The 12,786-nt window shown below is 73.0% G+C and carries 14 protein-coding genes; 6 read left to right on the top strand and 8 right to left on the bottom strand.

What is annotated here, in order from left to right:
• Positions 1 to 14 precede the first annotated feature (14 nt).
• Positions 15 to 965, bottom strand: coding sequence for a deoxyribose-phosphate aldolase (gene deoC, locus ACFY0K_RS17465; protein WP_382726449.1), 951 nt, complete (start codon positions 963 to 965; stop codon positions 15 to 17).
• A gap of 204 nt (positions 966 to 1,169) precedes the next feature.
• Between deoC and ACFY0K_RS17470 the strand changes: the two genes are divergently transcribed.
• The 3 genes from ACFY0K_RS17470 (at position 1,170) to ACFY0K_RS17480 (ending at position 2,931) form a co-directional block, all read left to right on the top strand.
• Positions 1,170 to 1,850 carry a PH domain-containing protein gene (locus ACFY0K_RS17470; protein WP_390640578.1) on the top strand — a complete coding sequence of 227 codons (681 nt, stop codon included), beginning with the start codon at positions 1,170 to 1,172 and terminating at the stop codon, positions 1,848 to 1,850.
• A 238-nt stretch (positions 1,851 to 2,088) separates the two neighbouring features.
• Positions 2,089 to 2,238, top strand: a complete 150-nt coding sequence (locus ACFY0K_RS17475; RefSeq protein ID WP_390640579.1) for a hypothetical protein — start codon at positions 2,089 to 2,091, stop codon at positions 2,236 to 2,238.
• 60 nt (positions 2,239 to 2,298) lie between these two features.
• Positions 2,299 to 2,931 (top strand): TetR/AcrR family transcriptional regulator, encoded by a 633-nt coding sequence (locus ACFY0K_RS17480; protein WP_390640580.1) that lies wholly within the window; start codon positions 2,299 to 2,301, stop codon positions 2,929 to 2,931.
• On the opposite strand, the gene ACFY0K_RS17485 is transcribed toward ACFY0K_RS17480, so the two are convergent.
• Entirely contained in the window at positions 2,918 to 3,682 is a 765-nt protein-coding gene (locus ACFY0K_RS17485; RefSeq protein ID WP_390640581.1) for an SDR family NAD(P)-dependent oxidoreductase, read from the bottom strand. The genes ACFY0K_RS17480 and ACFY0K_RS17485 overlap by 14 nt on opposite strands.
• A 465-nt stretch (positions 3,683 to 4,147) precedes the next feature.
• Positions 4,148 to 4,627 (bottom strand): hypothetical protein, encoded by a 480-nt coding sequence (locus tag ACFY0K_RS17490; RefSeq protein ID WP_390640582.1) that lies wholly within the window; start codon positions 4,625 to 4,627, stop codon positions 4,148 to 4,150.
• Positions 4,628 to 4,738: 111 nt separating this feature from the next.
• On the opposite strand from ACFY0K_RS17490, the gene ACFY0K_RS17495 reads away from it, so the two are divergent.
• Positions 4,739 to 5,380 (top strand): nucleotidyltransferase domain-containing protein, encoded by a 642-nt coding sequence (locus tag ACFY0K_RS17495; RefSeq protein ID WP_390640583.1) that lies wholly within the window; start codon positions 4,739 to 4,741, stop codon positions 5,378 to 5,380.
• 79 nt (positions 5,381 to 5,459) lie between these two features.
• Here ACFY0K_RS17495 and ACFY0K_RS17500 read toward each other — a convergent pair whose 3' ends face one another.
• The gene (locus tag ACFY0K_RS17500) at positions 5,460 to 5,798 is read right to left on the bottom strand and encodes an ArsR/SmtB family transcription factor (RefSeq protein WP_390640584.1); all 339 of its coding nucleotides are present in this window, start codon (positions 5,796 to 5,798) and stop codon (positions 5,460 to 5,462) included.
• Between the two features lie 103 nt (positions 5,799 to 5,901).
• Between ACFY0K_RS17500 and ACFY0K_RS17505 the strand changes: the two genes are divergently transcribed.
• On the top strand, positions 5,902 to 6,876 hold the full coding sequence (locus ACFY0K_RS17505; RefSeq protein ID WP_390640585.1) for a zinc-binding alcohol dehydrogenase family protein: 975 nt from the start codon (positions 5,902 to 5,904) through the stop codon (positions 6,874 to 6,876).
• A gap of 120 nt (positions 6,877 to 6,996) precedes the next feature.
• Positions 6,997 to 7,683, top strand: a complete 687-nt coding sequence (locus ACFY0K_RS17510) for an alpha/beta fold hydrolase (RefSeq protein WP_390640586.1) — start codon at positions 6,997 to 6,999, stop codon at positions 7,681 to 7,683.
• A gap of 82 nt (positions 7,684 to 7,765) precedes the next feature.
• Here the strand turns inward: ACFY0K_RS17510 and ACFY0K_RS17515 are convergent, their stop codons facing one another.
• The 4 genes from ACFY0K_RS17515 to ACFY0K_RS17530 form a co-directional block, all read right to left on the bottom strand.
• A complete protein-coding gene (locus tag ACFY0K_RS17515) occupies positions 7,766 to 8,950 on the bottom strand; it encodes a hypothetical protein (RefSeq protein ID WP_390640587.1) in 1,185 nt (394 codons plus the stop codon).
• Positions 8,951 to 9,095: 145 nt separating this feature from the next.
• Positions 9,096 to 10,727: a phospho-sugar mutase gene (locus ACFY0K_RS17520; RefSeq protein WP_390640588.1), complete on the bottom strand. Its 1,632-nt coding sequence runs from the start codon at positions 10,725 to 10,727 to the stop codon at positions 9,096 to 9,098.
• Positions 10,728 to 11,225: 498 nt separating this feature from the next.
• Positions 11,226 to 12,050, bottom strand: coding sequence for a purine-nucleoside phosphorylase (locus ACFY0K_RS17525; RefSeq protein WP_352354687.1), 825 nt, complete (start codon positions 12,048 to 12,050; stop codon positions 11,226 to 11,228).
• A gap of 206 nt (positions 12,051 to 12,256) precedes the next feature.
• Positions 12,257 to 12,697, bottom strand: coding sequence for a gamma-glutamylcyclotransferase (locus ACFY0K_RS17530; protein ID WP_390640589.1), 441 nt, complete (start codon positions 12,695 to 12,697; stop codon positions 12,257 to 12,259).
• Positions 12,698 to 12,786 lie beyond the last annotated feature (89 nt).

A 12,786-nucleotide genomic window follows, 5' to 3' on the forward strand; every position in this document is an offset into this window, starting at 1 on the left:
CTTGGCCATGGTGATCAGTCCACCGTCACGTAGTCGGGGCCGGAGTAGCGGCCGGTGGCCAGCTTCTGACGCTGCATCAGCAGGTCGTTCAGGAGCGAGGAGGCACCGAAGCGGAACCAGTGGTTGTCCAGCCAGTCCGCACCGGCGGTCTCGTTGACGAGGACGAGGAACTTGATCGCGTCCTTGCTGGTCCGGATCCCGCCGGCGGGCTTGACCCCGACCTGGACGCCGGTCTGCGCCCGGAAGTCGCGCACGGCCTCCAGCATGAGGAGGGTGTTCGCCGGGGTGGCGTTCACCGCGACCTTGCCGGTCGACGTCTTGATGAAGTCGGCGCCCGCGAGCATGCCCAGCCAGGAGGCCCGGCGGATGTTGTCGTACGTCGACAGCTCGCCGGTCTCGAAGATGACCTTCAGGCGGGCCGCGCCCGAGGCCTCCTTCACGGCGGTGATCTCGTCGTACACCTTCAGGTAGTTCCCCGCGAGGAACGCGCCCCGGTCGATGACCATGTCGATCTCGTCGGCGCCGGCGCTCACGGCGTCGCGTACGTCGGCGAGCTTGACGTCGAGTGCGGCGCGGCCGGCCGGGAAGGCGGTGGCGACGGAGGCGACCTTGACGGACGAACCGGCGACGGCCTCCTTCGCGGTGGCCACCATGTCGGGGTAGACGCAGACGGCGGCCGTGGCCGGGGTCGTCCGGTCCGTCGGGTCCGGGTGGACCGCCTTGGCGCCGAGCGCCCGGACCTTGCCCGGGGTGTCCGCGCCTTCCAGCGTCGTCAGGTCGACCATCGAGATGGCGAGGTCGATGGCGTACGCCTTCGCGGTGGTCTTGATGGAACGGGTGCCGAGGGAGGCGGCACGCGCCTCCAGGCCGACCGCGTCGACGCCGGGCAGCCCGTGGAGGAAGCGGCGCAGCGTGCTGTCGGACGCGGTGACGTCAGCAAGTGCGTGGGGTGCGGTGGTGGGCATGGTCACCAGCCGAGCATATCTACGCGCGTAGCGGCTGTACACCCCGAGGGAACGGTTCTTCTCGGCGGCGGCCGAGCTCGCGCCCCGAAGGGGCGACGAAGGGGCGCGGGGGAACCGCGCGAGCGACCACGTACGACCCGCACTCGCGTACGGCCATGATGCCCCCACCGCGCCGATGCGAACGTCTGGTGCAGAATCGGCGCTATGACCACGCCTCTCGTCAAGGACCGCATCTACCGCTCGCCCCAGGCGCTGATCGGTGGCGTACTGCTCCTCGTCATCGTCCTCTGGCTCGGTATCGACGCGCTGATCCGGGGGCACGGCCACACCCCCTGGCTGGCCCTCGCCGCACTCATCCTCATCGTGCCGCTGGTCGTCGCATTCACCCTGCGCCCCGCGGTGTTCGCGGGCGAGGACCGGCTGCGGGTACGGAACCCGTTCCGGGTGATCACACTGCCGTGGGGGGAGATCGCCTCGCTGCGGTCCGGGTTCTCCAACGAGGTGGTCGTCAAGTCCGGCGCGAAGTACCAGCTGTGGGCGATCCCGGTGTCCCTGCGGGGCCGCAAGAAGGCGGCACGGCAGCAGGCGAAGTCGGAGGCGGACGCGCGGCGCGGGCGGACCGGGCCGGGGGCCGGGGGCGCCGGACGCGGGCTCGGGGGGTTCGGCGGCTTCGGGGGATTCGGGGGGCAGGCCGCGGCCGAGCAGGCGGACGGGCCGATGCGTGCGGAGACCGACAAGGTCATGGACGACCTGCGGGAGATGCTGGAGAGCAGGGGGCCGGCGGAGTCGGCGCAGGGTGAGGTCACGGTGCGGTGGGCGTACGAGGTGGCTGCGCCGGCGGTGGCGGGGGCGGTGCTGCTGGCGATCCTGCTGGTGGTGGGGTAGGGCCGTGGTGGGGGGCGCGGGTGGTCGGCCGGGTGCGGCCCGGTGGGGGTGTTCGCGCAGTTCCCCGCGCCCCTAGGGGGTTGGTGGTGCCGTGGGGCGAGGAGGCGCCGCAGCCTCTAGGGGGTTGGTGGTGCCGTGGGGCGAGGAGGCGCCGCAGCCTCTAGGGGGGTGTCGGTGCCGTGTGGCGAGGAGGTCCCGCGCCCTAAGGGGTGTCGGTGCCGTGTGGCGAGGGGGCCCCGTGCCTGCGCGACCTGCCGCTGAGCCGGTCGCGCGTCACGCGCGCCTCGCCGTGCTCGCGGTGGGCGTCGGACTGCACCTGTGGCGCCGTAACGGCCTGCTCAGCAGCAGCGTCGGCGGCGCCGTCGGCAGCGTGGCCCTCGCCGGCTGAGCACGTGGAGCCCGTGGAGCTAGAGTGGACTGTGCGGTCCACTGTGCGGAGGCGGGTGCGATGCGGCACAAGGTGCTGACGGCGAAGGGGAAGGCCACCCGGCGCCGGATCGTCGAGGGGGCCGCCGAGGTGCTGCGGGAACGTGGCGTCGGCACGGTGACGCTGGACGACGTCATGGCCCGGTCCGGCACCAGCAAGAGTCAGCTGTTCCACTACTTCCCGGACGGCAAGGACGAGCTGCTGCTCGCCGTCGCGCGGTTCGAGGCGGAGCAGGTGCTGGAGGACCAGCAGCCGTATCTCGGCCGCCTCGAATCCTGGGAGGACTGGCAGCGGTGGCGGGACGTGGTGGTCGCCCGCTACGAGACGCAGGGCGACACCTGTCCGCTCGGGTCGCTGTTCCTCCAGGTCGGACGGTCGACGCCGGGCGCGCGGGCGATCGTGGTCGAGCTGTTGCGGCAGTGGCAGGAGAGCCTCGCGGCGGGCATCCGCGCCGTACGGGCCAACAGCGGCCCCGGGACCGACGCGGACGTGGACGTCGACGCGCGGGCCGCCGCCCTGCTCGCCGCGATCCAGGGCGGTGCGTCCATCCTGCTGTCGACGGGACGCTCCGCCCACCTGCGGGCCGCCCTCGACCAGGGGATCGCGGACCTGCGACGCGACCTGGACCCCGCCCCGGCGGCTACGCCGCGATGACCGCCGCGGTGGTACGGCCGCCGTCCACGTCGAGCACGACCCCGTGCACGAACGACGACTCGTCGGCCGCCAGGTACACCGCCGCGCTCGCGATCTCCTCCGGCGTGCCCATCCGGCCCGCCGGTGTCCCCGTCATCATCGCCTCGGCGACCCCGGCGTGCTCGGCGTCCGCCGCCAGCACCACGCCCGGCGAGATCGCGTTCACCCGCACCCCCTGCGCCCCGAACTCCGCCGCCCACGCCCGGGTCAGCGTCTCCATCGCCCCCTTGGTGGAGCTGTACAGCGCGCCCACGGGCACACCCAGCCGCGCGATCCAGGACCCCAGGTTGACGATCGCCCCGCCCCCGACCTCCGCCATGGCGGGTGCGACGGCCGCGGTCAGGAAGAACGGGGCCTTGACGTTGACCGCGTAGACCTGGTCGAAGGTCTTCTCGTCGGTGGCGGGGGTCGCGTCGCCGGGATAGACGCCCGCGTTGTTGACGAGCACGTCGACATGACCGCCCAGCACCCGCGTCGCCTCCTCGGCGAGGGCCCGCGACGCGGCGGCGCTGCCGTCCAGGTCGGCCCGTACGAAGTCGGCCCGGCCGCCCCGGGCCCTGATCCCCTCGACCACCTCCGCCCCTCGTTCCGCGCTCCGCCCCGAGACGACGACATGCGCCCCCTCCGCGGCGAACGCCTCCGCGATCGCCCGCCCGATATTGCTGGTCGCACCGGTCACCAGCGCGGTCTTGCCGGTCAGCCGCATGGTCATGATCAACCCTCCGTGTCACGTGGTCCGTCGTCAGGTGCGGACCACTGTGCGCCGAGGGAAATGGACCGGCAAGTCCAGAAAATGCGGAAGCTCGGATCCGGCCGGTTTTCAGTGTCGGTCGGTGGCGCGCGGGTGCCCTGTGCCTGCGAACGTGATCCAGCAGGTCTCCCGGCCGGTGTCGAGGAGGTACCAGATGCGGCCGGCGCCGGCCACCTCGATCTGCCACTGCTCACAGGTCTGCCCGCGGTGGGTGCCGTGGGCCAGACCGCCCTTGAGCCGGTGGTGCCGAGGTGTCTCGACGGCTGGCCGGGGGGGCGGTGCGCAGGGTGACCCAGGCGCGGTAGGTGTCCTGGCGGGCCTGCTGAGCGAGGTTCTCCCAGCCCTTGGCCGAAGCGGCGTCGGCGAAGCGGACTTCCCAGTGGCTGTCCGGCGCCGGTGGCGCGACGCGGTCACCGCGGCCCGCGGTCATGGGACGTCCCGAGGGTCCGGGACCGGGCCGTAGTCCTCGCCGTGATCCCTGGTCAGCGCGGCCAGCAGCTCGGGGTCGGAGTGGATCTCGGCGGTGTGCTGCCAGGCGATGAGCAACTGCGCGACGGAGGCACTGTTGCCGACCGAGTCGGCGGCGCGCATGGTGTCGACCAGTTCGACGGCGAAGGCATGGAGATCGGGCTCGGGCAGGAAGCGGACCCAGGGGAAGGCGTCCGGCAGGATGTCGAGGAGCAGTTCCATGGTGCCGGGTTCCCGGCGCGCGATCGCGGCCAGCATCCGGGTGGCCGCGGACACCACGGTCTGGTCCTGTTCGGCCCGCGCGACGGTGGTGAGAACCAGGTCCTCACCGTCCCTGCGGTGCAGGAGCAGTCTCGGCGAATCCCGGAGCCGGGCAAGTGTCTGCTTGTTCTTGTTCACCAGCTCGGAGAAGTTCACGGCCGCACTCTCGGCACTCATGACTTTGAAATTACTTCGAAACTTACTGAGGCACCATCGCGCGTACGGGTGATCGTGCCTGCGCTGATCCGGCGTGAAGGATCTTGTGATGTGTGGCGGTACGTTGCGGTGGTGCCTGATTCCCTGCCGCCCGGCGGTGCTGTTCCCGGCGCCGGTGAACTGACCGCTCGCTGGGCGGACCCGTGGCGGCCGGAGCAGGTCGCGGACCGGCTGGGCGGGGTCGGCGTGCCCTGGTGCGTCGCGGCCGGGTGGGCGCTGGACCTGTTCCGCGGGGAGCAGTCGCGGCCCCACGGCGACCTGGAGATCGCCGTACCCGTGGCGGGGTTCGCGGAGGTTCGTGACCGCTTCCCCGAGTACGTGTTCGACGCGGTGGGCTCGGGACGCGTCTGGGCAGCGGCGGGAGAGGAGGTGCTCGCGGCGACGCACCAGACGTGGGCCCGGGATCCGGTGAGCGGCCGGTTCCTCTTCGACGTCTTCCGCGAGCCGCACGAGGGCGGCACCTGGATCTGCCGACGGGACGAGAGCCTGCGGCTGCCGTACGACGCGATCACCGAACGGACGGCGGACGGCATCCCGTACCTGGTACCGGAGTTGGTGCTGCTGTTCAAGGCGAAGGAGCCGCGGGCCAAGGATCACGCCGACTTCGACGGGGTCCTGCCGCTGCTGAGCCGGGCACGGCGGGACGCTCTCAGGGCGTGGCTGACGCGCGCACATCCCGGACACCCGTGGGCGGCGAAACTGACGGAGCGGTGAGTCGTCGTCGACCTGATTCCTTTGACGCCCGGTCGGGCCGACGGCACGCGACACGTTTTCCGATCGGTTCCCCTCCCGGCTACGGGTGCGGCTCCGGTCGCAGGACGAGGTCGAGGAGGCCCGGGAAGCGGGCCTCGAACTCCGGGCGGCGGAGGCGGTTGACGCGGCGTGGGCCCTCGTCCCGCTGTTCGACGAGGCCGGCCGCCCGGAGTACGGCGAAGTGGTGGCTGAGGGCGGCCTTGCCGACGGGCACGTCGAAGCTGCCGCAGCTGCGGGTCCAGTCGGCGCCGGCGGCCAGCTCCCTGACGAGCGTGAGGCGTACCGGGTCGGCGAGGGCGGCGAGCGCGGTGAGGACGGGCACCTCGTCGGGGTGGGTGTGCTCGGGGGCGGCCCGGTGGCCGGGGCTCGTGCCGGTCATGCCGTCCTCCTCGTCGCCGTGGTCCGCTTGCCGAGTGTTCGATGAAAACCATACACTCCCGAGTGTTCGATTCGTGTTGAACACTTGCTGAGGGGTGTGAGCCGTGCGCGCGGTCGAGTTGCAGGAATACGGCGGTCCGGAGGTCCTGAAGACCGTCGAGGCGGCGGTCCCCGAACCGGGCCCCGGTGAGGTGGGCATCGACGTGGCGTACGCGGGCGTGAACTTCGCCGACCTCAAGGCCCGTTCGGAGGGCTACCGGGTGCCGGGCCTGCCGTTCCGTCCGGGACTCGAGGTCTCGGGCCGCGTCCGGGATCTCGGTGCCGGTGTCACGGACCTCGCCGTCGGCCAGGAGGTGGCCGCGCTGACGCAGGGCGGCGGCTACGCGGACGTGGTCGTGACGGAGGCGGCCATGGTCTTCCCGCTGCCGGCGGGGGCGGACCTGCGCACTGGAGCCACGCTCCCGTCCGTCCTGCCGACGGCGTACGCCCTCGTCCACACCGTCGGCCGCCTCCAGCCCGGCGAGACCGTCCTCGTGCAGGGCGCCGCCGGCGGGGTCGGCACGGCGGCCGGGCAACTGGCGAAGGCGGCGGGCGCGGCCGCGGTGTACGGCGTGGTGTCGGGCGCGGCGAAGGCGTCGTACGCGCGGGACCACGGCTACGACGAGGTCTTCGTCGGCGACTTCGAGGAGCCGGTGCGGGAGGCCACCGGCGGCCGGGGCGTCGACCTGGCCCTCGACCCCGTCGGTGGCAGGACGCTGCGCGCGAGCCTGTCGGCCCTGGCCCGCTTCGGCCGCCTGGTCTCCTACGGCAACGCGAGCGGCGAACCGGCCTGGACGGCGGGCCAGCCGGAGCTGTATCCGCGGGGCCTGTCGGTCGCCGGGTTCTCCGTCCTGACGCTGGCCCAGACGGCGCCGGACGTGCTGCGGGAGCTGTCCGCCCGGGCCTTCGGGAAGGCCGCGGACGGCACGGTGACCCTTCCGGTCACGGCCGAGTTCGCCCTGGAGGAGGCGGCGGATGCCCACCGTCTGATGGGCGGCCGCACCAGCACCGGCAAGCTCCTGCTGCGGGTCGCGGGCTGACGGCGGCGCCCGCTGTCGACGGTCGGGCCCGGAACCGCGCGGCCGGGCGGCTGACCGAGGGTGGTTCGGCCGCTGGTGAACACCGGGCCGGGGCGGGAGCCGTCCGCATATCCTCCGGACATGGCTGAGCAACGCGCGATCGGCGTCGGCGGGGTCCGGCTGGCCTGCCGGACGTGGGGTCCCGCGGCTGCCCCGCCGCTCGTCCTGTTGCACGCGCTGGGCGAGGACGCCGCCGACTGGGCGGCGGTGGTGCCCGCGCTCGCCCGGAGCCGAAGGGTGTACGCCCTCGATCTTCGCGGTCATGGCCGCAGCGACTGGCCGGGGGAGTACTCGCTCGAACTCATGCGGGACGACGTGTTCCGGTTCCTGGACGCGCTGGGATCCGGACCGGTGGAGCTGATCGGGCACTCCATGGGCGGGGTCGTCGCCTACCTGCTCGCCGCGGACCGTCCGCGGCGGGTGAGCCGGCTCGTCCTGGAGGACGTGCCGGTCCCCCGCCCCCGGGAGCCGGTCACCCCGGCCAGGCCGGACGGCCCCCTGGGCTTCGACTGGGAAGTGGTGCCGGCCGTCAGGCGGCAGATCGACCGGCCCGACCCCGGGTGGCTGGAGCGGCTCGGCCGGATCACCGCCGAGACCCTCGTGCTCGCCGGCGGTCCGCAGAGCCATGTCCCCCAGGACGGCGTCGCCGAACTCGCCCGCCGCATCCCTCGCGGGCGCCTGGTCACGGTCCCGGTCGGACACCTGATCCACCGCGCGGCGCCCGAGGCGTTCACCGAGGCGGTCTCGGCGTTCCTGGCGGAGGCCTGAAGGGGTCCGAGGGGCCGGCGCCCCCCTGGGCGAGGTTGTCCGGGGGTTGCCCAGGGCATGAAGCGCGGCCTCGGCGGTCAGGTCACGGCGCGCTCGGCCACACCAGGAGCATGTACGCGCCGCAGTACGCCGAGCCCGCGACGGCCGCCGTCAGGGCGAGGACGCGCACGCGTGCCGAGGCGCGGGCGAGATACCCGGCGACCGGCAGCAGCAGCGGGAAGCCGGGGAGGAGGAAGCGGGCACGGGGGAAGTAGACGCCGCCGCTGGCCACCACGATCAGCAGCAGGACCGCACTGAAGACGAGCAGCGGAAGCGGCTGCCGGTCCGTCGCGGCCAGTCCGAACAGGACGACCGAGGCCAGCATCGTCAGGCTCACCACGACCAGGAACAGCTCCGGGCGCGAGACCTGCCCGAACAGGTGCCGCAGCCAGCGCAGGGTCTCCGCGCCGCCGTCCAGCTCGTTGTGCCACATCCGCTGTACGGCGAAGTAGCCGTCCCAGCGGTGGAGTCTGACGCCCACCCAGCCGACGTACGCGCACCAGCCGAGCGGGGCCACCAGGGCAGCCGTCAGGGCACGCGGCGAGAAGCGGGCGCGGAGGGAGAGCAGGGCGGTGACGGTGACCGCGGCGGCCACGGCGATGCCGGTCGGCCGGGTCAGGCCGGCGAGGACCGAGCCGGCCGCCGCGTACAGCCAGCGCTCGGTCAGCACCGCGTACAGCGTCCACGCGGCGAACGCCGTGAACAGGGATTCGGTGTAGCCCATCCACTGGACCAGGCCCACCGGGTACGCCGCCCACAGCACGGTGAGGAGAACGCCGACCCGGCGGCCGGCAAGGCGGTCGCCCACCGCGAAGACCCCCCAGGCGGCGACCAGGGACGCCAGCCACGCGAGGGCCAGTCCGGTGCTGGCCCGGGTGCCCGGGGTCAGCACCGCGACGGCCTTCACCAGGAGCGGGTACAGCGGGAAGAACGCCAGGTTGTTGTGGTCGTACGCGGTGCCGAGAGTGTGCGTGTACCCGTGGTCCGCGATGCCGAGGTACCAGCGGGAGTCCCACTGCGTGGCCAGCATCGGCCACACGCCGTGGTGGCGCCGGTGCGCCCAGACGGTCAGGAACACCAGGCCGGTGAGGCGTACGGCGAGGTACGCGGCGAGCGCCGGAGCCGCCCGGCGCAGGGCGTGGCGGGGCACGGCCGCGGTGGGGAGGCGGGGTCGTCGGGTGCCCGGGATGTGCCCGCGGGAGGCGGTGTCGGGGGCGGTCGAGGACACGGCGGCGGCTCCAGTACGACGGCTGCGGCGGGCGGTACCGGATCACCGTTCCCCGGGAGCCGGGGCGGGGCGCGGTGGGTGGGTCGGTCGCCGTCGCGAAATCACCCGTAGGGGTGCCCCTGGCGGAGAGGCACCCCGGCGGGCGTCAGATGCCGGCCGCGGCGGACAGGTCGTGCTTGATCGCCGCGAGCAGGGCGGTGGCGGTGGCGCGGGCCGACGGGAGGTCGGCGTGCGCGGCCACCGGGACCACCACCTCCAGATAGCACTTCAGCTTCGGTTCGGTGCCGCTCGGGCGGACGACGACGCGGGCGCCGGTGAGGGTGTAGCGGAGGCCGTCGGTGGGGGGCAGGGTGGCGGTGCCCTGGGTGAGGTCCTCGGCCTTGGTGACGGGGAGGCCCGCGAGGTCGGTCGGGGGCTGCTCGCGGAGGCGTCGCATCGCGTCGGCGATGACGGAGAGGTCCTCGACGCGGACCGAGAGCTGGTCGGTGGCGTGCAGGCCGTGCTCCACGGCGAGGTCGTCGAGGAGGTCCAGGAGGGTACGGCCCTCCTCCTTGAGGACCGAGGCCAGCTCGGTGATCAGGAGGGCCGCGGTGATGCCGTCCTTGTCGCGGACGCCGTCGGGGTCGACGCAGTAGCCGAGGGCCTCCTCGTAGCCGTAGCGCAGGCCGTCGACGCGGGCGATCCACTTGAAGCCGGTGAGGGTCTCCTCGTAGGGGAGGCCCGCCTTCTCGGCGATGCGGCCGAGGAGGGAGGAGGAGACGATCGACTCGGCGAAGACGCCGGTGGCGCCGCGGCGGACCAGGTGGGCGGCGAGGAGGGAGCCGACCTCGTCGCCGCGGAGCATGCGCCATGCGCCGTCGTCCTTGACGGCCGCGGCGCAGCGGTCGGCGTCGGGGTCGTTGGCGATGATCAGGTCGGGGTCGGTCTCGCGGGCCTTCGCGAAGGCGAGGTCCATCGCGCCGGGCTCTTCCGGGTTGGGGAAGGCGACGGTCGGGAAGTCCGGGTCCGGGTCGGCCTGTTCGGTGACGAGGACGGGGGCGGGGAAGCCGGCGCGGGCGAAGGCGGCGAGGAGGGTGTCCCTGCCGACGCCGTGCATGGCCGTGTAGACCGTGCGGGCGGTGCGGGGGGAGCCCTCGGCCAGGACCGCGTCGGTACGGGCCAGGTAGGCGTCCAGGACCGTGTCGTCGAGGGTTTCCCAGCCGGTGTCGGGGCGGGGGACGTCGTGGAGGGTGGTGATCGCCTCGATCTCGGCGGCGATCTCCGCGTCCGCGGGCGGGACGATCTGGGAGCCGTCGCCGAGGTAGACCTTGTAGCCGTTGTCGCGGGGCGGGTTGTGGCTGGCGGTGACCTCCACGCCGGCGACCGCGCCGAGGTGCCGTATGGCGAACGCGAGGACGGGGGTGGGGAGGGGGCGGGGGAGTACGACGGCCTTGAGGCCGGCGCCGGTCATGACCGCGGCGGTGTCGCGGGCGAAGTCGGCGGACTTGTGGCGGGCGTCGTAGCCGATGACGACGGTGCCGGTGGCATGGCCGTGGCTCTTCAGGTACGCGGCGAGGCCGGCGGCGGCGCGGATGACGACGGCGCGGTTCATGCGCATCGGGCCGGCGCCGAGTTCGCCGCGGAGGCCTGCGGTGCCGAACTGGAGGGTGCCGCTGAAGCGGGCCGACAGTTCGGTGACGTCACCGGAGTCGATGAGCTTGGCGAGCTCGTCGCGGGTGTCCGGGTCGGGGTCCTCGGTCTGCCAGGCTCGGGCCCGGGCGATGAGATCGTCGTGCACGGTCGTCGTCCAACCTCTCGTGGTGTGCCTGCGGCGCATCCGCGGCTTCGGTGGGGGTGCGCGTAGCGCCTACGGGCGGTGGGTGAGTCGGGGCCGGGGCGCGGAGTCTCCGTCCTCGGGCCGGCGGTGGACCATCCTGAGGGGTGCGGGTACCGAACGCCGGCCGCTGCGGGCGGAAACTCCCCGCCCCGTCCCCTTCCCGCCGTGCGCGTCCGCAGCACCCCGTCCCATTCCGGTCCCATTTCTGTCGGGGCGCCCGCAGCATCCCGCTGCGGCGTCACGTTCCGTTCTGTCGGGGGTGACTGCGGCGTCCCGTTTCGTTCTGTCGGGGGTACAGCAGCGTCCCGTTCCGTTTCTGTCCGGGGTGACTGCGGCGTCCCGTTCCGTTTCTGTCCGGGGTGACTGCAGCGCCCCGTAAGGGGCGCGGGGAACTGCGCGATCAGCCACGACGGTCCTGTGGACGCGGTCGGACCGTACGTGGCAACCCGGATGGCGTCCTCAGAGCCTGCCCAGTACCTGCGCCAGCAGCTCGCCCATGCGTGCCGCCGAGTCGCGGCCCGCCTGGAGGACCTCCTCGTGGTTGAGGGGCTCGCCCGTCATGCCCGCGGCGAGGTTGGTGACGAGGGAGATGCCGAGGACCTCGGCGCCCGCCTCGCGCGCAGCGATCGCCTCCAGGACCGTCGACATGCCCACCAGGTCCGCCCCGATCACGCGGGCCATGCGGATCTCGGCCGGAGTCTCGTAGTGCGGGCCGGGGAACTGCGCGTAGACGCCCTCTTCGAGGCTGGGGTCGATCTCCTTGCACAGGGCGCGCAGGCGGGGCGAGTAGAGGTCGGTGAGGTCGACGAAGTTGGCGCCGACGATGGGGGAGGTCGCCGTCAGGTTGATGTGGTCGCTGATGAGGACCGGCTGTCCGGGACGCATGCCCTCGCGCAGGCCGCCGCAGCCGTTGGTCAGGATGATCGTCTTGCAGCCGGCGGCCACGGCGGTGCGGACGCCGTGGGCGACGGCGGCGACGCCCCGGCCCTCGTAGTAGTGCGTGCGGCCCAGGAAGACCAGCGCGCGCTTGTCACCGGAGGAGTACGAGCGGATCTTGCCGCCGTGTCCCGCTACGGCCGGCGGCGGGAAGCCGGGCAGCTCGGTGACCTGGAACTCGGCGTCGGGAGCGCCCAGGGCGTCGACGGCCGGGCCCCAGCCGGAGCCCATCACGAGGGCGACGTCGTGGGTGTCGGCGCCCGTGAGCTCGCGCAGGCGGGCGGCGGCCGCGTCGGCGGCGGCGTGGGGGTCGCCCTGGATGTCGTCCGGAAGAAGAGATGCGTTCACGCGCATGAGAGTAGCCGGTCTGGGCCTACGCGCGTAGATGACGGAGCTCATGGGATTGCGATCGTTGTCTTGTCGTTTCCGACGAGAGGGCGTGACGCGGACGACTTTTGAACTGGCTGTGGGGGGTCTGTGCCGGTTCCGGGATGTCACTCGTCGATGGGGGCGCGGTCGTCCAGGCGGTCACACAAGCGTGGGGACGCGGTGTGTCAGCAGGGCCGCTTGCGCAGTTCCATCACGTAATCGTGTGGTGCGCCCGCGGACTCGGCCGCGTCGGCGATCTCGCCCAGGTAGCGGGCGGAGGGCAGGCCGCCCTCGTAGCCGTCGAGGACGTAGAGCCAGGCGGTCTCCTCGCCCTCCAGGGTGTGCACGCGGACCTTGGCGCGGCGGTAGATGCCCAGGCCGACGCCCTCCCAGCGGTCCATGGACTCCTCGTCCATCGGGGCGATGTCGTACAGGCCGACGAAGACCTGGGAGACGGGGTCCTCGACGATGGTCGCCAGGGCGCCCTCCCAGCCCATCTGCTCGCCGCCGAAGGTCAGCCGCCAGCCGTTCAGCCAGCCGGTGGCGCGCAGGGGCGAGTGCGGGGCGCGGCGGGACATCAGCCGCGCGTCGAGATTGCCGGCGTACGCGGCGTAGAGCGACGACATGGGGAGAGGGTACGGCAGGCGTCACGGGTGTCACTCCCGTCCCCGTGAGCGCCCGGCGCCGCCCCGGGGCAATAGCACCTTGAAGCGTG

Source organism: Streptomyces sp. NPDC001507, assembly GCF_042894765.1.
Taxonomy (GTDB): Bacteria; Actinomycetota; Actinomycetes; order Streptomycetales; family Streptomycetaceae; genus Streptomyces.